Here is a 20,765-nt window from a genome sequence, read left to right on the forward strand (position 1 = left end):
GTGGATAGGTCTGGGGTGGAAGTGCGGCGACGCATGCAGCTGACAGATACTAATCGATCGAGGACTTAACCTATTATAAAAAGTAGTTACTTGAACTACCCAATGTCTTTTATTCAGTTTTGAGTGAACAATGAAAAATTTTTCTAAAAACGTTTGACAATTTCACTCAGTTTGGTATAATAATCATGGCTTTAAAAACAGTCTAGTGACGATAGCGAAGAGGTCACACCCGTTCCCATACCGAACACGGAAGTTAAGCTCTTCAGCGCTGATGGTAGTTGGGGGTTTCCCCCTGTGAGAGTAAGACGTCGCTAGTCTGTAACACAAGCTGTAAACCTTGTGCCACAAACCAATTATAATTATTCCGCAGTAGCTCAGTGGTAGAGCAATCGGCTGTTAACCGATCGGTCGTAAGTTCGAGTCTTACCTGCGGAGCCAAATTGGAGAGCTGTCCGAGTGGCCGAAGGAGCACGATTGGAAATCGTGTAGGCGGTTTGCGCTGCCTCAAGGGTTCGAATCCCTTGCTCTCCGCCAGATTTACACTCTCATATACATTATTGCACGGCCCCTTGGTCAAGCGGTTAAGACACCGCCCTTTCACGGCGGTATCACGGGTTCGAATCCCGTAGGGGTCACCATTTCAAGACAATTATTACTCACGTAATGCAAAGCTTATCGCAGCTTCTGTAAAATTGGGAGAAGCGAGCATTACAAGAAAGCAATTGAGAGAAAGAGGGAGCGTACCTAAGTACGTGACTGATTGAGCGATTGCAGCTAACGCAGTAATGCGAAGCTTATCGCAATTTTACCCAGGAGGATTAGCTCAGCTGGGAGAGCACCTGCCTTACAAGCAGGGGGTCGGCGGTTCGAGCCCGTCATCCTCCACCATTTTTCTGAATAGCATTATCGCGGGGTGGAGCAACGAGCATTACGAAGAATGCGAGTAACACCGACAGCGAAGCGTAAGGTGTCCCTTATACTGGATGCGTAGAAGAAAATGCATAGTAAGCATTAATATTATCGCGGGGTGGAGCAGTGGTAGCTCGTTGGGCTCATAACCCAAAGGTCGCAGGTTCAAATCCTGCCCCCGCAACCAATGGTCCCGTGGTGTAGCGGTTAACATGCCTGCCTGTCACGCAGGAGATCGCGGGTTCGATTCCCGTCGGGACCGCCATTTATTTTTTTACATACGCTTTGTATTAAGCGAAGTTCTTAAACATAGCAAATGTGGCTCAGTAGCTCAGTCGGTAGAGCAAAGGACTGAAAATCCTTGTGTCGGCGGTTCGATTCCGTCCTGAGCCACCATTTTAATTTAATATGCCGGTGTAGCTCAATTGGTAGAGCAACTGACTTGTAATCAGTAGGTTGAGGGTTCAAGTCCTTTCGCCGGCATCCTTACTGGTGGGGTAGCGAAGTGGCTAAACGCGGCGGACTGTAAATCCGCTCCCTCCGGGTTCGGCGGTTCGAATCCGTCCCCCACCACCATTTAGGGGCATAGTTCAACGGTAGAATAGAGGTCTCCAAAACCTTTGGTGTGGGTTCGATTCCTACTGCCCCTGTAGCTTTACTAGATATACCTACTAATAAAAATATGGCGGGCGTGGCGAAGTGGTTAACGCATCGGATTGTGATTCCGACATTCGGGGGTTCAATTCCCCTCGTCCGCCCCATGAATATTTTCATTAGTTCTATAATATAATTACTAATACTATGGCGGGCGTGGCGAAGTGGTTAACGCATCGGATTGTGATTCCGACACTCGGGGGTTCAATTCCCCTCGTCCGCCCCATATTTTTTGGGGTATAGCCAAGCGGTAAGGCAACGGACTTTGACTCCGTCACTCGTTGGTTCGAATCCAGCTACCCCAGTTAGATACGCGGAAGTAGTTCAGTGGTAGAATACGACCTTGCCAAGGTCGGGGTCGCGGGTTCGAATCCCGTCTTCCGCTCCATTACAGCGGCGGCATAGCCAAGCGGTAAGGCAAGGGTCTGCAACACCCTTATCACCGGTTCAATTCCGGTTGCCGCCTCCAAATTTTATAATTTATTTTAGAATCTTGCCCGAGTGGTGGAATGGCAGACACGTCGCACTCAAAATGCGATGCCGCGAGGCGTGCCGGTTCAAGTCCGGCCTCGGGTATCTACTGGTCTTTTCCTGTTAATTTAAGAAAGGCCTGAAGCATCTACAACATTGTTTAACAATGTTGTAGATGCTTTTTATTTTGGTTGAATACGATAGAATTCTATGTGTTTTGAAAAAGATCACACAAATTCTTCACAGCCATCTTATCAAAGATTGAAACAGTTCATCTTCATCCTCTTCTCTTATTTCATCTAGAATGTGTGAGTAGATTTTCCAAGTCGTTTTGAAGTCTTTATGTCCGAGTCGTTTGCCATGTGTTCATTGATACTTTTTGGTATAAAAGATGCTGGCATGGGGATGGCGCAATCAGTGTAAATTAATTTTCATTATTTTTAGTAAGTCTAAAAATTTATCCAATAACTTATTCAAATTGGCATTACTTATAACTTTATATTTTGATGCTGGAATAAAAAAACTAGCTGATGAATGTTTATAGATGTCATTTCAAATAATCGTTTGAATAAATACATCGTAAATTTATTTACTTTTATAACTCGAATCGACTCTTCATTTTTCGGAGTGCTGAAACCTCCAGGTGAGTTCTTTGCGTAATCCCAAGTTTTTTCTATATATTTATTGTAACGTCTTCAAAATTGAAGTCCATCCTCGTTAGTCCTACCATTTCACAGAATGCATACCAGTGGATAAACCCAACCCCCAATACAAGTAACCAATTCCCTTGTCCAAACGACTGGAAAGCTCTTTAAAGAGAGCCTGACTATTGTCATAGTTGAGGTGCTTTTCTTCTGCTCTTTTCGCTTTGACTGTCCATGTTAATTTTACTTTTCTGGATGTCTTATTTCTTATTAGTTTGATACAATTAATTTTAGGTATTGTCAGCACTCCTTTCAACCTCCATTGGTTTTGATTCGATACCAATACAGTGGAGAAGTTTAAAGAAGCCGGCAAAAATTTTTTTATTAAAACTTACTTTGCAACGTTATGTACTTTTCCTTTTCAAAATTATGTATTTCCATTTTGGACTAAACAGCTTGTCTCAAATTTCACTTTGGCCGACCATAATGATGGCCATCGGGCTTTGCGCATCCAACTTAAAATTCAAAAGGAAGCGGACCTTGACCAACATCTTTCGATCCAATAGATGAGCCTTATCTACCATGACAACCGGCGTCATACTATGTATCCCTTTCATTAGTTACTGAAGGACGACCAGTCATCCATGAAATCTATTTTATTTTTACCTGCATTTCATGGCTATGAAAAAGATACAGGATAATTAAATGCAAAAACATCATAAAAAACCCCTACTATATAATAAGCAAAAACATTAGCGAATTATCTCGGAAGAATATAGAGGGGATGCCGAAAGAATTTTAAAAAACATATCTTTAAGGATGTTTTATAGTGCTCGGTTACAGCATTGTATGAACTAAAAGTAACTGAGGTTTGTGTAATTGGGCATCATGGGTGCGGTAAAACAATATAAGTTCAGTGGAAACAATTAAGAAAATGCAAAAAGAGCGTTTCTAAACAAACATTTGATACATTAGAGTTTGCGTGAATTAATATTGAATGGCTAACAGGTTTTGAAAATGTAAAAGATAGCGTGAATATGATTAAGGAGCACCCTACTTACAAAGGGAACACCTGTCTACGGCTTAGTGATTAATCCAGAAACAGGAAAATTAGATGAAGTAGTAAAAGGTAATGTTACTGAATAAATCATACTAAATAAGATGGTTTTCCACATAATAATCCGGTGATAGTTTCCGAAAAACGATAAAATAAAAAGGCATTTGGAAATAAGCGGATTCCCAAATACCTATTATATTTAAGATCGTGGTTCTTATTGCAGGAAATCTTCAGTTGAAGTTACAGCACAATACATACCGTTAAGTGCACCGATAAACGCATAATGAACCTGTTCAGCAGGGACGACCTTACCGTCATAGGATAAGTCAAGTGTCGCACATGCATCTTCAATAAGTGTCGTCTCAAAGTCTAGATCCACTGCTGCTCTAACTGTTGCATCAATACACATATGCGTCATCATTCCAACTACGACTACCTTGGTAACGCCATTTTCTCTTAGATTGCTTTCCAAGTCAGTCTGTAAAAAGCTGTTAGGGGAATGTTTGATGATAATGCTTTCGTTTTCCAAAGGTTGAACAGTTTCATTTATTTCGGCACCTTCTGTATCTGGAAGGAAGAATCCCATTGCTGGATCAGCTGCGATATGTTGAACGTGAAAAATATTCTCTTTATTGTTCTGTCTAAACCATTCAAGAACTTTAGCAGCATTAGCCGCAGCTTTATCTGGATTAACTAATTCCATCTTACCGTTAGAAAAATAGTCATTTTGAATATCTACAATAATTAGCGCTGTGCTCATTATTCCTTCACCTCATTGAAAGTATTTTGGTACACTATAATCATATCTTGTCTATTGATCTTTATCGATAAGTTGGCGAAACACTTTCAGCTCAAAAAATTTCACGGTGAAAGGAATGTATTATGGAACTTGATAATATTGATTTTCAAATCCTTCGGTTACTGTCCGAAAATTCACGTATCCAATGGAAAGACTTGGGTGAACAAATTCATATGACGGGACAAGCGGTAGGGAATCGAATAAAAAAACTTGAGGAAAATGGTGTCATTAAAGCTTACTCTCTTTTAGTGGATGAAACGAAGTTAGGTCTTTCTTATACAGCGTTTATTATTTTTTATATGAAAACAACAGACCATGATTCGTTTATTCGATTAATGAATGATCGAAAAGAAGTAATGGAAGTTCATCGGGTGTCGGGAGAAGGATGTTACCATATAAAAGTAAAAGTGAGCTCTCAAGAAAAATTGAATCTCTTTCTAGATAAAATTCTTGAATATGGGAATTATAGTGTACATTTATCTATAAAGGAGATTAAACAACAACATTCGCTGTATGCTACATGAAAAAATGATTATGGTCAGTGATTTGATTATAAAATGAAAATTCACTATCTAGTGGGATAGTGAATTTTTAAGTAGGTTTATTTGAAGTGAGGCTTCTTTAATTTTTTACTTGAAACCACAAATGCAATGCTAAGCACAATTGCGGCAAATACATAAGGCATATCGATATTGAAATCAAATAAAATCCCGCCAATAATCGGTCCTAGTATGATACCTAAGCTAGTGTAAGCAGAGTTCATACCCGCAATATACCCCTGGTTTTCCCCGGCAATTTTTGATAAAAAAGATGTAACGGCAGGGCGTAAAATATCACCAGAGAAAAATACAATGCACGTAATGGCAATCATCGTCCAGTAACCGTCTATTAAAATCGAAATAAAGATAAAAATAGCGGATGACAGTAGGGTTAAATTAATGAGCATTCGTTCTCCAAATACTTTGACCAGCTTATCAAAGAATAAAATTTGAGCAACAACCCCAGCGATTGAGCCGACTGTAATAATGACCGAAATATCACGGATCGTAAAGCCAAGTTTTTCATCGACGAATAAGGCAAACATCATTTCATAAACGGCCAGTCCAAACGCTAGTACAAACACGACCAGTAGTGGTGTGAAGTACTGTGGTTTAAAAGATTTTTTAAACTCCTGCATAAACGCTGGTCGTACAGCCGATGCACGATTTTTTTCTAGCTGCTCTGTTGAAATTGAATCGTCTAATACAAGGGAAATAACAATGGCAGTAATCAATGATACGGCAGTAGCAAAAAAGAACGGTGCGCGTATCCCAAACTCAGCAATAAATCCGCCAATTCCTGGTCCGATGATAAATCCTAAACTAATTGCAGCCGATTGGTAGCCTAATACTTTTGCACGATTTGCTAGCGTCGTTTTATCGGCAATAAACGTAACAACAGCTGGCATAATGAAAGCGGCACCTACACCGCCAAGTAGACGGCTCACAAATAATAGCCACGTTTCATTTGAAAAGCCAAACAGTGCCTCTGAAAATGTAAATAACAGAAGACCGATGATCATCATTTTTTTACGGCCGATTGAATCGACCCATACACCTGTAAAAGGGGAAGCCAGAAACTGCGCAAAGGCCATCGCAGCGAACAAGTAACCGACAATGGCGCCACTCAAGCTTAGGTCTTTCGCAATAGACGGCATAACTGGTGAGGCAAGCCCCATCCCTAGATAAGCAATAAATAAACTAAATAATGCAAGTGCAACAGACACTTTTTCTTTTCGATTCATAATTGATTTCCTCCATTTTTGTGTCAAACAATTCACGGTCCTATTTGTTGGAGGATGAAATGGATGCATTCACTTTCTTCATTGTTTGTAATACATTTCGCAATTGTTCCAGATCGATATCAGCGAAGTGCTTCGTCATAAATTCCTCATCTGCTTCCTCACTCAGTGTCTGATAAGTGACCCCTTCTTCTGCTAATTCGATGAAAAGCTCTCGATGGTTATTTGGGTTGGGCTCACGTTTGATAAAATTCAGTGTTTCGAGCTTCGATAATACTTGGCTCACTGCACTTTTAGAAATCATGAATTTCTTGGCGATTTCATTTGCTGTAATATGTGGATTGTCCTTCAAAAAAAATAAAATCGTATCTTGTTGTGCTGTTAAATTATAAGCATTGAACTTTTGTGCGTTTTTATTATACAAAAGATAATTTAAGTAGTATTCACTAAAAGCAACAGTTAGTTCTTTAAATATTTCTTGATGATTTAAACGCATAATATCCCTCCTGAGTTAAGCACACTTAACCGACGAAATATATCCTATCTGCTTATAGAATTTTTGTCAACATTTTTTTCTTTTCGCATAGAAGAATTAGATGGAAATAATCCAAATAAAAATGATTCCAACCATCAAATACTGATGATTGGAACCATTTTTTCTTTTTGGCTAGTTATATTTGGGAAACCTGTGCAGAATATCCGGTTATCTCCCTTTAGTGTTCTTTATTATGCTCTCCCCATTTGCACATTTCCTGGATAAGAGGCCAGAGAGTTTGTCCCTTTTCAGTAAGGCTATATTCGACCTTTGGAGGGATTTGTGGATACTCCTCACGATGAACTAAGCCGTCACTCTGCATTTCCTTTAATGCGGAACTGAGTGTTTTATAAGTTATCTTCCCTAACATGCGTTGAAGTTCATTGTAACGCACTGTACCATTTTTTGATAAATGGTAAATAATTAATAGTTTCCATTTGCCGCTGATGATGGAAAGGGTGTAGCCGAAAAATGGTTCTTGATTGTCAGCGCCATCAAATATGGATGTTTTCATAAAGATACTATCCTCCTAGATAGTATGCGTCTAAAAAGTGCATACTTGTTTGTGTATCTATACCGACTATATAATATATTTAGATTCAAGTAAAGCATGTTTCAAAACATGAAAATAGTTTCCGCCTCTCAATTTTACAATCGATATTTGTGAGGAGTAGATATCGCTTGAATATTTTCTAGATATATTGACAGGAGGAAAGGTTAAGTATGTTCGATCAACTATATCAAGACCATATAGAAACATTACTTCAGAAAATCGAAGAAGCTGAGGCGGTTGTGGTTGGTGGCGCCGCTGGAATATCTGCTGCCGCTGGATACAACTGGTATCGGAAGGATGAAACCTTTCTGAAGCACTTTGGGAAATTTGCCGATAAGTATGGGATTGAAAGCATTTTTTACGGTTTTTATTACCGTTTTGCAACAAGAGAAGAACGTTGGGCTTATATTGCTACTCTTAACAAGTTTGTCTATGATGCCGAAGCCGGAAAGCCCTACCTTGATTTATTGCAACTGCTTCAAGATAAAAACTATTTCGTTCTGACAACAAATCAAGACACTCAGTTTTCAAAGGTTTTTCCTGAAGAGAAAGTGTCAGCGATTCAAGGGGATTGGCGTTACTATCAATGTAGCAACCGTTGCCATGATCATGTGTATTTCAATAAAAAGCAAGTTGAGGAAATGTACGCAAATATAAAGGGAACTAAAATTCCGACAGAGTTGATTCCTACTTGTCCAGAATGTGGGGAGGATATGGAACCATGGGTACGATCCCGTGTTTTTCTGGAAGGAAGACATTTCAGAAGCGAAATAATGAAATTTCAAGCATACCTTATGAAAAATAAATATAAAAAGATACTATTCCTGGAATTAGGCGTAGGAACCATGACGCCGATGTTTATTAAAGAGCCATTTTGGGAGATGACTCATTGTTTGCCGAATGCACACTATATCAGTATCAATCCTAAAGATGCGGTGGTTCCTCAAGAGATAAGCGAAAAAGGACTCGCAATTAACGAAGATATTGCCCGTGTGCTTGAAGATGCCCTAAATGAAAAGGCGAAAGTAGCTCAATGATAAGAAAGTGAAAAATACGAAGGAGGACAAATAAATTATGTTAACACAACAAAATCAAGACAACATAGTCACATTGAGACAAAAAATTCAAGAAGCTGAGGCGATTGTGGTTGGTGGAGCTGCTGGGATGTCCGAGGCAATTGGACACAGTAGTTTTTATTATGCTGATGAAAATTTTCAGAAGCATTTCGGGAAGTTTGCAGATAAATATGGGTTTCAAAACATGTTTATGGGCTATCATTACCGTTATCCTACAAATGAAGAACGCTGGGCTTTTCTTGCGACTGAAATGAAGTTAATACATGATGCCGAAGCGGGTCGTCCCTACCTAGATTTATTGCAACTTCTTCAAGGCAAAAATTATTTTATTGTTACAACGAATCAAGACGCACAGTTTTCTAAGACTTTCCCTGAAGAGAAAGTTTCACTACTTCAAGGAGATTTGCGTTATTTGCAATGCGGCAACCGCTGTCATGATCAAATCTATTTTAATAAAGAGCAAGTTGAGAATATGTATGCAAACATAGACGGAACCAGAATTCCCACAGAGTTAATTCCAACATGTCCAAAATGCGGGCAGGAAATGGAACCATGGATACGCTCTTTTGTATTTCTGGAAGGAAGCTCTTATCAAAACGAATTAAGAAAATACAATGAGTTTCTTATAAAAAACAAAGATAAAAAGATTCTCTTTCTAGAGTTAGGCGTAGGAACCATGACGCCGATGTTCATTAAAGAACCATTTTGGAATATGACTTACAGTTTTCCGGATGCCTACTACATTACAATCAATCCTAAAGATGCCCTAGTTCCTCAGGAGTTAAGTGAAAAAGGACTTGCCATTAAAGAAGATATCGCGCGTGTCTTACAAGTTGCTTTGAACGGGAAGGAAGAAGAGATGCGGATATTGGATAAGTACTGAGTAATCTGGCTTCGTATTATATTCAAAATTACGTGAAAAACGGAGGGTGTATGACATGGAAAAGAAGTATCAAGAAGTTTTAAGTAAAATCAAGCAGGCTGACAGCATTTTAATCGGCGCAAGTAACGGCCTCGCTATTTCGGGCGGGATTCATATTTTTGCGGAAAATGCGGATTTTATAGAGCAATTTGGCGATTTTTGTGAAAAATATGGTTTCCGTAACATTGTCCAGGGAGCCTTTTATCCCTATCCTTCCGAGGAAGAAAAGTGGGCATTTTTCAGCCGTATGTACGCCTACTTTTTAAAAAACAAGGAAGCCAGTCCGGTTATGAAGGACCTTTATGAACTGGTGAAAGATAAAAACTATCATGTAGTCACCTCTAACACGGATTCTCATTTTACACTGGCAGGATTTCCAAATGAACGTCTTTTCGAAATAGAGGGCAATAGTCGGTATTTGCAGTGTTCTAGTGGATGCCATGATCAAATTTATCAAGGCGACGAAATATTGAGTGATATGGCTCGAAACCAAGAAGATGGAAGAGTTCCTTCACAACTTATTCCTAAATGTCCGAAATGCGGCGGTCCTATGCAAGTCCATGTCGAAGTTGATCGAAACTTTCTAAAGGGCGAAGAATGGCAAATGAGCTTTCAGGCCTATAAGGATTTTATCGAAAAAGCGCACGGAAAAAAATTAGTGCTGTTGGAATTAGGGGTAGGTGCAAGAAATCAATTGATCAAAGCACCATTTATGAATATGACTAATCAGGAAGAAAATGCTACCTATATTACGCTTAATATGGGGAGTGAGGTTTATATTCCAGAGGAGATTGCTGCTAAATCCATTGGTATAGATGGCAATATTGCGGAAGTGTTACATCAATTAGTACAGTTGAAATAGAGGAGGGAATACAAGGTGTTTACAACAAATATTCTGGATAATCGAGACTACCAACCAATTAAAGAAATGTATGAACAATGGCATCAGTACATGGAGAAAAACGTGGAGTTTTGGCTGCCGGATAGCGAATGGCATACGAAAAGCCATTGTTCTCGCGTACTGTTACTGGCGCTTCTCATCGGTCATCAAAAAGGCTTAAGTGCTGAAGAGATGGATGCTCTCGGAATGGCGGCCATTTTCCATGATTCCCGTCGTTTAGATGATGGAATTGATAAGGGACACGGTGGTCGTGCCGCAGAGTATTATAAAGAATATTGCCGTGAGCACGGGCTGCCCTATGATGAGCAAACTTATTACATGACCTATTACCATGATCAGGATGATTCACTTGGTTTATCAGAAATTGCAAAGTCATCTAGCTTAAGCGAGCGGGCCGTGCTGCTGTATCAGATTTTCAAGGATGCTGACGCGCTGGATCGATTCCGTTTAGGTCCAGATGGATTGGATGTGAAATTTCTTCGAACCAAAGAAGCACATGGCCTTGTTGATTTTGCAAAAGATCTTTTGCGGAAAAGCAATGAAACAAATTCGTGAAATATACATCCGGTAGGAGGAAAGTGTGATGAACAACTATATTGATGATAGCTTCGCCTTGCACACAGACTTATATCAAATTAATATGGCAGAAGCATATTGGGAAGACAATATCCATAATAAAAAAGCTATATTTGAATTGTATTTTCGGAAATTGCCGTTTGGAAACGGGTATGCGATTTTTGCTGGATTAGAACGAATCATCGACTATCTTCAAACGTTTTATTTTTCCGATAGCGATATACAGTATTTAAAAGAACTTGGCTATCGAGAAGACTATACTGACTTTCTGCGGACGCTGCGTTTTACAGGATCTGTTCGTTCCATGAAAGAAGGAGAAATCGTATTTGGCAACGAACCCATTCTTCGTATTGAAGCACCGTTAGTCGAAGCACAACTTATCGAGACGGCTTTGTTAAATATTGTGAACTACCAAACACTCATTGCTACCAAGGCTTCGCGGATCAAACAAGTTGTAGGTGACCAGCCCGTCTCGGAATTTGGTACTAGGCGTGCACATGAATTCGATGCCGCATTATGGGGGACGAGAGCCGCATATATTGGCGGGTTCTCTAGTACAAGCAATGTTCGTGCAGGTAAACGATTTGGACTTCCTGTTTCAGGGACACATGCGCATTCTTTTGTTCAAGCATATCAAGATGAATACATTGCTTTTCATAAATATGCGAAAAGCCATAAAAATTGCGTCTTCTTAGTGGATACCTATGACACGCTAAAATCAGGTGTTCCTACGGCAATCAAAGTCGCCAAGGAACTGGGCAACACTATAAATTTTACAGGTATTCGTTTAGATAGTGGAGATTTGGCTTATCTTTCAAAAGAAGCAAGAAAGTTGTTAGATCAAGCTGGATTTGTTGACGCTAAAATTTATGCATCAAATGATCTTGATGAATATACGATTATGAGCTTACATGCACAAGGAGCGAAGATTGATGCGTGGGGGGTAGGTACGAAAGTTATAACCGCCTTCGATCAACCGGCATTAGGCGCAGTGTACAAATTGGTTTCTATTGAGGACGAGAATGGACAGATGCGTGACACGATCAAAATTTCTTCGAGCCCTGAAAAAGTCACGACACCAGGATTAAAAAATGTATACCGTATTATCAATAATCATACGAAAAAATCAGAGGGCGATTATATCACCTTAGCGAGCGAACAACCAGATAAAGAGGCCAAACTACACATGTTTCATCCTGTTCATACGTACATTGGAAAATTTGTCACCAATTTTACAGCCCAAGACTTGCACGCAAATATTTTCGAAGAAGGCATACTTGTGTATGAACGTCCGAGGGTCCAAGAGATTCAATCCTATGCACACCAACGGCTAGACCTTTTATGGGAAGAATACAAACGTTCTTTGAATCCTGAAGAATATCCTGTGAACGTAAGTCAAGCTTGTTGGGATAATAAAATGACTAATATTGATAAAACAAAAAATACAATCGAAAACCTGCGCTTTTATAAGAGAGAAACCATATAAAAGGAATATACTTTTTAGAAAAGCTTTGAAAGTTGGATTAAAATGACAAAAGAAGCTTTATTAATTGTTGATATGAGTAATGATTTTGTAGCTAAAAACGGACCATTAACTGTTGGTGAGCCAGCACAAAAAAATAGTGCCTTATATTAAGGATTTGGCGACCAGATTTTTGGCGGAAGGAAAGGTAGTTGTCGTTTCGATGGATGCACATCAACCTAATGATCCACACTTTGAGTTATGGGCACCCCATAATATTGTAGGCACAGTAGGGCAACAATTATACGGAGATTTATACGATTGGTTTGAAAATGATAATGAGAATTTAATTTATTCGCCTAAAACAAACTATAATGTATTTTTTAAAACAGATTTGGCTGAAACATTTAGACGTGCAGGAGTGGAAAAGGTTCATACTGTTGGGGTAACTACAGATATTTGTGACTTTTTAGCAGTTGCAGGAGCAGACCCAGAAGGATTCAAAACGGCCATTCATAAACGAGGGGTATCAACATTTACTGATCTGGAAGAAACAATGCTAGACCATATGAAACGTTGCTTCCACACTCAAATTATTGAATAAATACAAAAACAATTAGGACGGCGAAAAAACATGTTGGACTTGTTACCACGAATTAATAAATTAGCGAAAAAGCAGCGTGAAGAAGGGTTAACAAATGCAGAAAAAGCCGAGCAGCAAGTACTTCGTGAAGATTATTTAGGTGCTATACGCGGGCAAGTTCTCCATACTTTCTCAGGAATGAAGATAGTGGATTCGCTTTTAAATGATGTAACACCTGAAAAAGTTCGTAAATTAAAAACAAAAGATTTAAAGTGTATAGAAAAGAATGGGACATCAAGGCGTAAGACTATAGGGATTTGTGGATATTCTTCACGATGAACTATACCCTCCGCCATCATTTCCTTTTGCGTAGAACTGACGCTGACGCTCGTTATATCGCGTTACACCATTTATTGACAAATTATAAATAATTAGCAGCTTCCACTTGCCATTAATTCCTTCATCATACTCGCTTCTATCTTTAAAGAGTATCGCTGCTTCTGGAAACATTTCACCTTTGTATTAATGATAGCCATACCCTTCAAAAATACTAACTATCCAGAAATTAAGTGTTGACAGTTGCAGTGTATCCATGTTAAATTTAGTACGAATTCGAGATACTTGAATTAGAGGTAATGAGAGAAGAGTAATTCGCTTAGAAAAGATGGACTATAGATAAATTAAATTCAGCAGAGTTACGCAAAAAAAATTTTGAGTGAATTTACCTCGAATTCAAGATAAATTTATTCAGAGTAATAATTAGGAGGAAATATAATGAACCACTTAAAAGGGATTCACCACGTAACAGCTATAACAAGTAGTGCAGAAAAGAACTACGAATTTTTCACATATGTATTAGGAATGCGTTTAGTAAAGAAAACAGTCAATCAGGATGACATACAAACCTATCACTTATTCTTTGCAGACGATAAAGGCTCTGCGGGTACTGATATGACGTTTTTCGATTTTCCCGGTATTGCAAAAGGAACACATGGAACAAACGAGATTTATAAAACTTCTTTCCGTGTGCCGACAGACATAGCACTTGATTACTGGCTGAAACGTTTTGATAAATATAAGGTGGAAAATAACGGTATTGAAGAAGTGTTTGGTAAGAAAACTATTTCATTCGTCGACTTTGATGACCAACAATATATGTTGGTTTCTGATGAATTTAATGAGGGGATTGAATCAGGAACTCCTTGGCAAAATGGTCCCGTACCATTGGAATATGCAATTACAGGGTTAGGACCTATTCATATTCGCATCGAACACTTTGATTATTTAAAAGAGATTCTAGAAAAAGTGATGTTAATGCGTGAGATCGCACAAGAAGGTTCGCTGTATTTATTTGAAATTGGTGAAGGCGGCAATGGTGCACAAGTAATTGTTGAACACAATACGGCTTTACCAGCTGGCCGACAAGGATTCGGTACAGTGCATCATGCGGCTTTCCGCGTGGAAGATACGAAAGAATTATATGAATGGATTGAACATATGGAAGCCGCTGGTTTCGGTACTTCCGGGTATGTGGATCGTTTCTTCTTTGAATCTTTATATGCAAGGGTTGCACCTGGCATCCTTTTTGAATGGGCAACAGATGGTCCAGGCTTTATGGGAGATGAACCTTATGAAACAGTGGGAGAGATCTTGTCTTTACCTCCATTCCTTGAAGGGAAAAGAGAACAGATTGAGGCGTCAGTGAGACCAATCGATACAGTACGCAGTAGGCTTAATATAGAAAAAGAGAACTTATAAAAGAGGGGATACAAAAATGGGGTTTTTCAATAAACTATTTGGAACAAAACTTGAGGAGGAAAATAGAATGACAAAATCAAATATAGGTATTATTTTAGGATCAACACGTGAGGGGCGCGTAAGTCCACAAGTAGGGGCGTGGGTAAAAGAATTAGCAGATAAACGTGGGGATGCGAACTACACGATTATCGATATTGCAGATTATAAATTAACACTTTTAGGTGAAGCTGACGGCGACGCATCAGGTGCAGCAGCATGGTCAGAAATTATTGCAAAACAAGATGGATTCGTATTCATCGTTCAAGAATATAATCACTCAATCTCAGCTTCGCTAAAAAATGCGTTAGATTACTTACGTGAGGAGTGGAACAACAAAGCAGCAGGTATCGTATCATACGGTTCAGTTGGTGGAGCTCGTGCAGCAGAACATTTACGTGGTATTTTAAGTGAATTACTTATAGCACATGTCCGTGTACATCCAGCATTATCATTATTTACAGACTTTGAAAATGGTTCAGACTTCAAACCAGCTACTGTACAAGCAGATTCAGTAAACCAAATGTTAGACCAAGTCATCCCTTGGACAACTGCATTAAATACAGTGCGTAAATAATTTTCAGCATTCTATGAGTCACAAAATGTGCCAATGCACATTTTGTGATGTTAATAAATAAATTCTGAGCAATACGTTATTAAGTGAATTGAAGGTTTTGCTCAGAATTTATGAAGTCCATTCAAAAGAAGAGGAAATAATAATGAAAAAACAAACAGCGGGTATTCACCATATTACAGCCATCGTTGGTCATCCATAGGAAATTATTGATTTTTATGCGGGTATATTGAGTTTGCGTTTAGTTAAGCAAACCATGAACTTCGATGATCCTGGTACGTACCATCTCTATTTTGGAGATGAAGGCGGAAAGCCAGGAACAATTATTATGTTTTTCCTTTGGGCAGATGCCTATCAAGGAAAAAATGGAGATGGACAGTCGGTGTGATAACGTATGTAGTCCCAAGTGAAGTACTAAGTTTTTGTGAAAACCGACTGATAACATTTTCGATTCCATTTAAAAAAGCAGAAAGTTTTGGAGAACAAGTAGTTCAATTTGACGATCCACATGGCTTGCACATAGAACTTGTTGCACGCGCAGAAGGTGAACAAAATAACTGGACATTTGGCGGAGTAACGCCAGAAGTCGTTATTAAGGGGTTCGGTAGTGCAACTAGTTAAGTCGCTTATTCCGATTCAAGTACGTTCAATTGACTAAATAAGGGAGCTGAAGATATTGATTTCGATCGATCCTCAAAAAAATAGTGAACGGGATAATTATAAACTTCTCATTGGCTCTATTATTCCTAGACCTATTGCGTTTGTTACTACCGAATCTGAGGAAGGTATTATTAATGGCGCACCCTTTAGCTATTTCAATATTGTTTCATCCAATCCACCGATGCTTTCACTTGCTATCCAAAGACCTAATGACCATCTAAAAGATACGGCTCGAAATATTTATAGTAATCATCAATTTGTGGTTCATATTGTGGATGAAGAGAATGTGGCGAAGATCAATGAAACGGCAGCCTCTATACCTGCAACTGAAAGTGAAATCGAATTGGCAAATCTCACGCTTGTAAAAAGTGAAAAAGTATCTGTACCCGGCGTGAAGGAAGCGAAAGTTCGAATGGAATGCAGACTTGTCCAAGCAATTCCACTAGGTGGAGAAGGACCAGGGAGTGACTTGTTTATTGGAGAAGTTGTAAGATTTCATGTGGATGAAGGAATGTATGAAGATGGACGAATCGACCCTAAAGGTTTAAAGGCGGTCAGTCGTTTAGCAGGCTCTAACTATGCAGCAATTGGTGAGGTTTTTTCCATTGAAAGACCTGAATAGTGAGCACAATTAGTGGAGAAAAATATAGGAATTCCTACTTGTATAGAAGACGTGTACTTTAAAGAGTAACCTTTTGAAAGGAGAGAACAATAGTATGCAACATATTTTTAAACAAGGAACAAATAGCGAGAAACCAGTACTGTTACTTTTACACGGTACAGGCGGTAATGAGCATGACATATTGTCTCTAGCGGATATAGTGGATTCGGATGCATCTGTACTCAGTGTACGTGGAAATGTATTAGAAAATGGAATGCCTCGTTTCTTTAAACGCTTAGCTGAAGGTATATTTGATGAGGAGGATTTAATATTCCATACAAATGAGCTTAATGCTTTTTTAGATAAGGCTGCTGCAGAATATAAATTTGACCGCCAAAACATCGTAGCTATTGGTTATTCAAACGGTGCCAATATTGCGGCCAGTCTTTTATTTCACTTTAAAGATGCACTGAAAGGTGCAATTTTACATCATCCTATGGTGCCAAGACGTGGCATAATACTTCCAGATTTAACGGGTATCCAAGTATTTATCGCAGCTGGAACGAATGATCCGATTTGTCCAAAACAAGAATCCGTGGAACTGCAACAACTATTAGAAGATGCAAATGCATCGGTTGGTGTTCAATGGGTAAGTACTGGACATCAACTTACAATGGCAGAAGTGGAAGCTGCTAAACAGTGGTATGAACAAAGGTACTCTTAAAAGAGGAGATTTCATATTTTGAGATAGCATCTTGTGAGGTGTTTATATGAGTGGAAAATGTGAAAATCAACCATATTTAGTGTTGATGAAAACAACCAAGGCAATTCAAGAGCGAATTAAACGGGAAATGATCAGTAATAAGCTGAACATTACAGAGTTTTCTGTTCTTGAGGTGCTCTATCTGCAGGGGAAACAAACGATTCAGCAGATTGGCAATACCATACTCATTTCTAGTGGCTCAATGACTTATGTGATAGATTAATTAGAACGTAAGGAATTATTAAGTCGGAGTGGATGCCCTGATGACCGACGAGTTATACACGTGATATTAACGGAAGAGGGAACTCGCTTAATGAAGGAAATCATGCCTAACCATCAAGATATGGTTAAATATATGTTTGGATCTTTAACTGATAATGAGTCCGAAACCATGGTTAAACTTTTACAAAAAGTACGTACAAGAGTGGGACATAATTTTTTCGATTAAAACTCCCTTAAATTCTAGATGGATAGCACAATAGGGGCGGTTGTTTAATCATTGGTTTGGGAGCACGATTTGTATCCGCACAAAAACTGCTTAATATGGGGCAAGTAGGATAGTGGAGATATGATAGAAGAAGTAGAAAGAACCAATCGATAATTGATTGGTTCTTTTTAGATTGATACTTCCTTCATGGGAATAGGAGTATTAATCTTTTGGTAAGAAGCTTCTTGACGATTATCCCGCCTGATGAATAATATATAGTAAAAACTAGAGGCTCACATTTACAGAAACGAGTTCGACTTTGGTATCCGGAGAGAATAGATCACCAAGGATTTTAATGTTTTTTCCTTTTTAGTACTCAAAAAACTCCCTTAAAAAACACGCTCTTGTCAAATTGACAAAGAGCGTGCCATGGAGGAGAAGCCAGAAAGGGTATTGCTCGTAAGGGTTTATTGCCATAGACATGGTTGGTTATGGGTCATAGGTCAATGTGTAACAGGTGACGAGTCATTGGTTATCACTAAGTTTGAGTTTCTGTTTCTCGCTCCATGCTCCGAAAAGGAGTCTCACCTTTCCGGAGATCAGAAATATTCTGATCCATTGAAATTCAGCGTTATGGTATAGTTTTTCGTATTGATTCGATTAGAAAGCTGGTGAGCGGACTTTTCTGCCAGCAATGCTTTCTGACGGTATGCTTCAGGATCAAATAGCGCGACACGGTAGACGGTTGTAGATTCTGCGTAACCGTATTGGATTTCTTCTTTATTGGCTAAAGAAAGTTCTTTACAGAAGCTAGCTTTTGCTCGCAGCTGAATGGCCAATTCGATTGCTTCGACCAAAGGGATCTGCTGTCCTTCGAAATCTACGGTATGCGTGCTGTTTGCTGTATAGATAAGAAAATCAAGCTTGCGCTGATTCATCCTCGCTAGTTCAATTTCTTTTTCTATGTCTTCAAGCGTGCGTGATACCGGAGGCGGAAGTGTTCCTTTTTCCACGGTCGCAAAAGCGGTTCTGCGCGCTTCGGATTCCAGATCACGTATTTGTTTTGAGAGGATACTTTTTAATTTGACGCCTTCTGCTAATGTGATGGTCATGATCACACCTCTTTCTTAATTGTAAAAGCTGGCCGTTCACCTGTCAGAATAGCGGAAGAGAAGTCTCCTCCATTTATGCTGGTGAACATTTTCCCGCAGGCATTCGTTAATTGGAAAGCTTCTCCCGCGTCTAATGAGGGATGGATGAACAGCAGTTGCAGGATGTTTTCTGATTCCTCTGTGACAGCCGTCCGGACAGAGTCGATGTAGGGACTGCCAAAACTGCTGTAATTGTCGCTTAAGAGCAATTGGTTGGCAAATGTGTTAAATTGGCCGTTGAGTCCTTCAAAGCCATCCTCTGCTGTTCCGATTGACAGTTCTATATTACCTGTCAGTTCGTCCAAGTCGTAAATAGAGGCAGGAATTTCATATTGAAGGGAAAAGAATGTATTTAGATCTTCCGCGCTGTGAAAAGAAGGCACATATTCGCGATTTTTGATTCGTTTCATCAGCACTTCCAAGGCTGGAGGTGTTACTGTGGTGTCGGAGCCTAGTTTCCTCCAGATAGATTGCCATTCCGCCAGTCCGGAAAAGTCGGATAGATCTTTGTCCAGCAGTTCGAAATAAAGCTGTTCCTGGAATAATTGAAGACGCCCTTTCAGCATCTGAGGTGATGCCGAGACGGTTGTTTTGTTATAATAGATCAAGCCTAATTTGAAATCAGGAATTTTTGTAAATATAGAAGGATGGATAGTGAGTTGCATTGATATCACCTATATCTAATTTTTCTTTATCTTATCATAAGGGAGGCGGGGAATGGTGAATGTCGCTCAGTTGCAAGTTGAAGTACGTGAGTTTGCGGCGGCCATTGGAATCGACAAGATAGGTTTTACGACAGCAGCCCCGTTCGTGAAATTGAAGGACAGGCTGAAACAGCAACAGCGTTTGAGCTACCAATCCGGTTTTGAAGAGCCGGATCTGGATAAGCGAACAGATCCATTGCTGCTTATGGATCAGGCGGAGAGCATTATATCCATAGCGGTTGCTTATCCGTCAAAAATGGCAGACAGTCCACGCGGTAAAAAAGGTGAACGGCGGGGAATGTTCTGCCGTGCGTCCTGGGGAGAAGATTATCATACGGTGTTGAGAGACAAGCTGGCGCAGCTGGAACTTTTCATACTGACGAAAGTACCTGATGCACGTCTTCGTTCCATGGTGGATACAGGAGAGCTTGCGGATCGTGCTGTGGCAGAGAGGGCGGGGATCGGCTGGTCGGCAAAGAATTGTGCGATCATTACACCGGAGTTCGGTTCGTATGTCTACCTAGGGGAGATGATCACTAATCTCCCGTTCAGACCGGATGAGCCGATGGAAGATCAATGTCTCGACTGTACGTTATGCCTGGATGCCTGTCCGACAGGCGCGCTTATCCAAGGGGGCCAATTAAATGCCCAGCGCTGTATTGCCTTCTTGACGCAGACGAAACAAGCGGTGCCTGAAGAATTCAGACAGAAAATCGGCAACCGTTTGTATGGCTGTGATACTTGTCAGACGGTATGTCCTAAAAATAAAGGAATGAATCACACCCATCAGCCCGCTTTTAAGCCGGATCCCGAGCTTGTGAAGCCACTATTGGTGCCGTTGCTGTCTTTATCCAACCGGCAGTTTAAAGAGCAGTACGGGCATATGTCGGGCTCTTGGCGCGGTAAGAATCCTATTCAGCGAAATGTGCTGATAGCATTGGGGCATTTTAAGGATGAATCAGCAATCCCTGAAGCAGTCAGAATGCTGGCAGAGGATCCGCGGCCTGTGATCAGGGCAACAGCTGCCTGGACGCTCGGAAGAATTGGTACATCTGAAGCGGCGGAGGCATTACGGCAACAATATCCGGCAGAGGAGGAGGCAATGGTCAAAGAGGAAATCGACCGTGCCATCGAACAGCTGCAAACTAATTGAAGGAAGGTACGAATTG

21 protein-coding genes, 16 tRNA genes, 1 rRNA gene and 1 pseudogene are annotated in these 20,765 nt (G+C 39.9%); 32 read left to right on the top strand and 7 right to left on the bottom strand.

The genetic code is table 11. From position 1 onward, the window contains the following. The first annotated feature begins 201 nt into the window (after positions 1-201). From rrf to GDZ68_RS03930, 17 genes are all read left to right on the top strand, one after another. A 5S ribosomal RNA gene (rrf, locus tag GDZ68_RS03850) occupies positions 202-317 on the top strand. Positions 318-363: 46 nt separating this feature from the next. Continuing rightward, positions 364-438 (top strand) — tRNA-Asn (locus tag GDZ68_RS03855). Between the two features lie 4 nt (positions 439-442). After that, positions 443-534: transfer RNA gene (locus GDZ68_RS03860), tRNA-Ser, on the top strand. Between the two features lie 29 nt (positions 535-563). After that, a tRNA-Glu gene (locus GDZ68_RS03865) sits at positions 564-638 on the top strand. Positions 639-812: 174 nt separating this feature from the next. Further along, a tRNA-Val gene (locus GDZ68_RS03870) sits at positions 813-888 on the top strand. Between the two features lie 133 nt (positions 889-1,021). After that, positions 1,022-1,096: transfer RNA gene (locus GDZ68_RS03875), tRNA-Met, on the top strand. Positions 1,097-1,098: 2 nt separating this feature from the next. Beyond that, a tRNA-Asp gene (locus tag GDZ68_RS03880) sits at positions 1,099-1,174 on the top strand. Positions 1,175-1,229: 55 nt separating this feature from the next. Continuing rightward, positions 1,230-1,305: transfer RNA gene (locus tag GDZ68_RS03885), tRNA-Phe, on the top strand. A 14-nt stretch (positions 1,306-1,319) separates the two neighbouring features. Then, a tRNA-Thr gene (locus GDZ68_RS03890) sits at positions 1,320-1,392 on the top strand. Positions 1,393-1,400: 8 nt separating this feature from the next. Then, a tRNA-Tyr gene (locus GDZ68_RS03895) sits at positions 1,401-1,485 on the top strand. A 3-nt stretch (positions 1,486-1,488) separates the two neighbouring features. Then, positions 1,489-1,559 (top strand) — tRNA-Trp (locus GDZ68_RS03900). Positions 1,560-1,594: 35 nt separating this feature from the next. Beyond that, positions 1,595-1,670: transfer RNA gene (locus tag GDZ68_RS03905), tRNA-His, on the top strand. Positions 1,671-1,713: 43 nt separating this feature from the next. After that, a tRNA-His gene (locus tag GDZ68_RS03910) sits at positions 1,714-1,789 on the top strand. 7 nt (positions 1,790-1,796) lie between these two features. Continuing rightward, positions 1,797-1,868: transfer RNA gene (locus GDZ68_RS03915), tRNA-Gln, on the top strand. 8 nt (positions 1,869-1,876) lie between these two features. Further along, positions 1,877-1,951: transfer RNA gene (locus GDZ68_RS03920), tRNA-Gly, on the top strand. Positions 1,952-1,958: 7 nt separating this feature from the next. After that, positions 1,959-2,032 (top strand) — tRNA-Cys (locus GDZ68_RS03925). 26 nt (positions 2,033-2,058) lie between these two features. Beyond that, positions 2,059-2,139: transfer RNA gene (locus GDZ68_RS03930), tRNA-Leu, on the top strand. A gap of 618 nt (positions 2,140-2,757) precedes the next feature. On the opposite strand, the gene GDZ68_RS03935 is transcribed toward GDZ68_RS03930, so the two are convergent. Both GDZ68_RS03935 and GDZ68_RS03945 read right to left on the bottom strand, forming a co-directional pair. Then, positions 2,758-2,985 carry a hypothetical protein gene (locus GDZ68_RS03935; RefSeq protein ID WP_153720973.1) on the bottom strand — a complete coding sequence of 76 codons (228 nt, stop codon included), beginning with the start codon at positions 2,983-2,985 and terminating at the stop codon, positions 2,758-2,760. A gap of 964 nt (positions 2,986-3,949) precedes the next feature. After that, positions 3,950-4,495: a cysteine hydrolase family protein gene (locus GDZ68_RS03945; RefSeq protein ID WP_153720974.1), complete on the bottom strand. Its 546-nt coding sequence runs from the start codon at positions 4,493-4,495 to the stop codon at positions 3,950-3,952. Between the two features lie 122 nt (positions 4,496-4,617). On the opposite strand from GDZ68_RS03945, the gene GDZ68_RS03950 reads away from it, so the two are divergent. Next, the gene (locus GDZ68_RS03950) at positions 4,618-5,058 is read left to right on the top strand and encodes an Lrp/AsnC family transcriptional regulator (protein ID WP_153720975.1); all 441 of its coding nucleotides are present in this window, start codon (positions 4,618-4,620) and stop codon (positions 5,056-5,058) included. A 77-nt stretch (positions 5,059-5,135) separates the two neighbouring features. Here GDZ68_RS03950 and GDZ68_RS03955 read toward each other — a convergent pair whose 3' ends face one another. The 3 genes from GDZ68_RS03955 to GDZ68_RS03965 all read right to left on the bottom strand — a co-directional run bounded on the left by GDZ68_RS03955 (position 5,136) and on the right by GDZ68_RS03965 (position 7,363). After that, positions 5,136-6,317: an MFS transporter gene (locus tag GDZ68_RS03955; RefSeq protein WP_153720976.1), complete on the bottom strand. Its 1,182-nt coding sequence runs from the start codon at positions 6,315-6,317 to the stop codon at positions 5,136-5,138. Between the two features lie 40 nt (positions 6,318-6,357). Then, complete coding sequence (locus GDZ68_RS03960; RefSeq protein ID WP_153720977.1) at positions 6,358-6,810, bottom strand: MarR family winged helix-turn-helix transcriptional regulator; 453 nt, start codon at positions 6,808-6,810, stop codon at positions 6,358-6,360. A gap of 217 nt (positions 6,811-7,027) precedes the next feature. Continuing rightward, complete coding sequence (locus GDZ68_RS03965; protein ID WP_153720978.1) at positions 7,028-7,363, bottom strand: winged helix-turn-helix transcriptional regulator; 336 nt, start codon at positions 7,361-7,363, stop codon at positions 7,028-7,030. Between the two features lie 209 nt (positions 7,364-7,572). Here GDZ68_RS03965 and GDZ68_RS03970 point away from each other — a divergent pair, with 209 nt between their 5' ends. The 13 genes and pseudogenes from GDZ68_RS03970 (at position 7,573) to GDZ68_RS18180 (ending at position 17,537) form a co-directional block, all read left to right on the top strand. After that, positions 7,573-8,439: an SIR2 family NAD-dependent protein deacylase gene (locus GDZ68_RS03970; protein ID WP_153720979.1), complete on the top strand. Its 867-nt coding sequence runs from the start codon at positions 7,573-7,575 to the stop codon at positions 8,437-8,439. A gap of 37 nt (positions 8,440-8,476) precedes the next feature. Beyond that, positions 8,477-9,361, top strand: coding sequence for an SIR2 family NAD-dependent protein deacylase (locus GDZ68_RS03975; RefSeq protein WP_153720980.1), 885 nt, complete (start codon positions 8,477-8,479; stop codon positions 9,359-9,361). A 55-nt stretch (positions 9,362-9,416) separates the two neighbouring features. Next, positions 9,417-10,262 carry an SIR2 family NAD-dependent protein deacylase gene (locus GDZ68_RS03980; RefSeq protein WP_153720981.1) on the top strand — a complete coding sequence of 282 codons (846 nt, stop codon included), beginning with the start codon at positions 9,417-9,419 and terminating at the stop codon, positions 10,260-10,262. Positions 10,263-10,277: 15 nt separating this feature from the next. Next, positions 10,278-10,856 carry an HD domain-containing protein gene (locus GDZ68_RS03985; RefSeq protein ID WP_228551003.1) on the top strand — a complete coding sequence of 193 codons (579 nt, stop codon included), beginning with the start codon at positions 10,278-10,280 and terminating at the stop codon, positions 10,854-10,856. A gap of 28 nt (positions 10,857-10,884) precedes the next feature. Next, positions 10,885-12,363 (top strand): nicotinate phosphoribosyltransferase, encoded by a 1,479-nt coding sequence (locus GDZ68_RS03990; protein ID WP_153720982.1) that lies wholly within the window; start codon positions 10,885-10,887, stop codon positions 12,361-12,363. A gap of 169 nt (positions 12,364-12,532) precedes the next feature. Continuing rightward, positions 12,533-12,943: a cysteine hydrolase family protein gene (locus tag GDZ68_RS03995; protein ID WP_255425129.1), complete on the top strand. Its 411-nt coding sequence runs from the start codon at positions 12,533-12,535 to the stop codon at positions 12,941-12,943. Between the two features lie 30 nt (positions 12,944-12,973). Beyond that, positions 12,974-13,261, top strand: coding sequence for a DUF896 domain-containing protein (locus tag GDZ68_RS04000; protein WP_153720983.1), 288 nt, complete (start codon positions 12,974-12,976; stop codon positions 13,259-13,261). 435 nt (positions 13,262-13,696) lie between these two features. Continuing rightward, the gene (locus GDZ68_RS04005) at positions 13,697-14,680 is read left to right on the top strand and encodes a ring-cleaving dioxygenase (protein WP_153720984.1); all 984 of its coding nucleotides are present in this window, start codon (positions 13,697-13,699) and stop codon (positions 14,678-14,680) included. Between the two features lie 16 nt (positions 14,681-14,696). After that, a complete protein-coding gene (locus tag GDZ68_RS04010; RefSeq protein ID WP_194841050.1) occupies positions 14,697-15,293 on the top strand; it encodes an NADPH-dependent FMN reductase in 597 nt (198 codons plus the stop codon). Between the two features lie 202 nt (positions 15,294-15,495). After that, positions 15,496-15,905 (top strand): annotated as a pseudogene (locus GDZ68_RS04015) (ring-cleaving dioxygenase); the annotation flags it as partial. Between the two features lie 61 nt (positions 15,906-15,966). Next, positions 15,967-16,572 carry a flavin reductase family protein gene (locus tag GDZ68_RS04020; RefSeq protein ID WP_153720986.1) on the top strand — a complete coding sequence of 202 codons (606 nt, stop codon included), beginning with the start codon at positions 15,967-15,969 and terminating at the stop codon, positions 16,570-16,572. Positions 16,573-16,666: 94 nt separating this feature from the next. Further along, on the top strand, positions 16,667-17,275 hold the full coding sequence (locus GDZ68_RS04025; protein ID WP_153720987.1) for an alpha/beta hydrolase: 609 nt from the start codon (positions 16,667-16,669) through the stop codon (positions 17,273-17,275). A gap of 46 nt (positions 17,276-17,321) precedes the next feature. Continuing rightward, positions 17,322-17,537: a MarR family transcriptional regulator gene (locus GDZ68_RS18180; RefSeq protein ID WP_228551005.1), complete on the top strand. Its 216-nt coding sequence runs from the start codon at positions 17,322-17,324 to the stop codon at positions 17,535-17,537. A gap of 803 nt (positions 17,538-18,340) precedes the next feature. Here the strand turns inward: GDZ68_RS18180 and GDZ68_RS04035 are convergent. Next, entirely contained in the window at positions 18,341-18,853 is a 513-nt protein-coding gene (locus tag GDZ68_RS04035) for a hypothetical protein (protein WP_153720988.1), read from the bottom strand. Positions 18,854-18,855: 2 nt separating this feature from the next. Further along, positions 18,856-19,557 carry a B3/B4 domain-containing protein gene (locus GDZ68_RS04040; protein ID WP_153720989.1) on the bottom strand — a complete coding sequence of 234 codons (702 nt, stop codon included), beginning with the start codon at positions 19,555-19,557 and terminating at the stop codon, positions 18,856-18,858. A gap of 55 nt (positions 19,558-19,612) precedes the next feature. Between GDZ68_RS04040 and queG the strand changes: the two genes are divergently transcribed. Continuing rightward, entirely contained in the window at positions 19,613-20,749 is a 1,137-nt protein-coding gene (gene queG / locus GDZ68_RS04045; protein WP_153721233.1) for a tRNA epoxyqueuosine(34) reductase QueG, read from the top strand. The last annotated feature ends 16 nt before the right edge of the window (positions 20,750-20,765 follow it).

The sequence above is a fragment of the Sporosarcina cascadiensis genome, from assembly GCF_009650995.1.
In the GTDB taxonomy this organism is placed as follows: Bacteria; Bacillota; Bacilli; order Bacillales_A; family Planococcaceae; genus Sporosarcina; species Sporosarcina cascadiensis.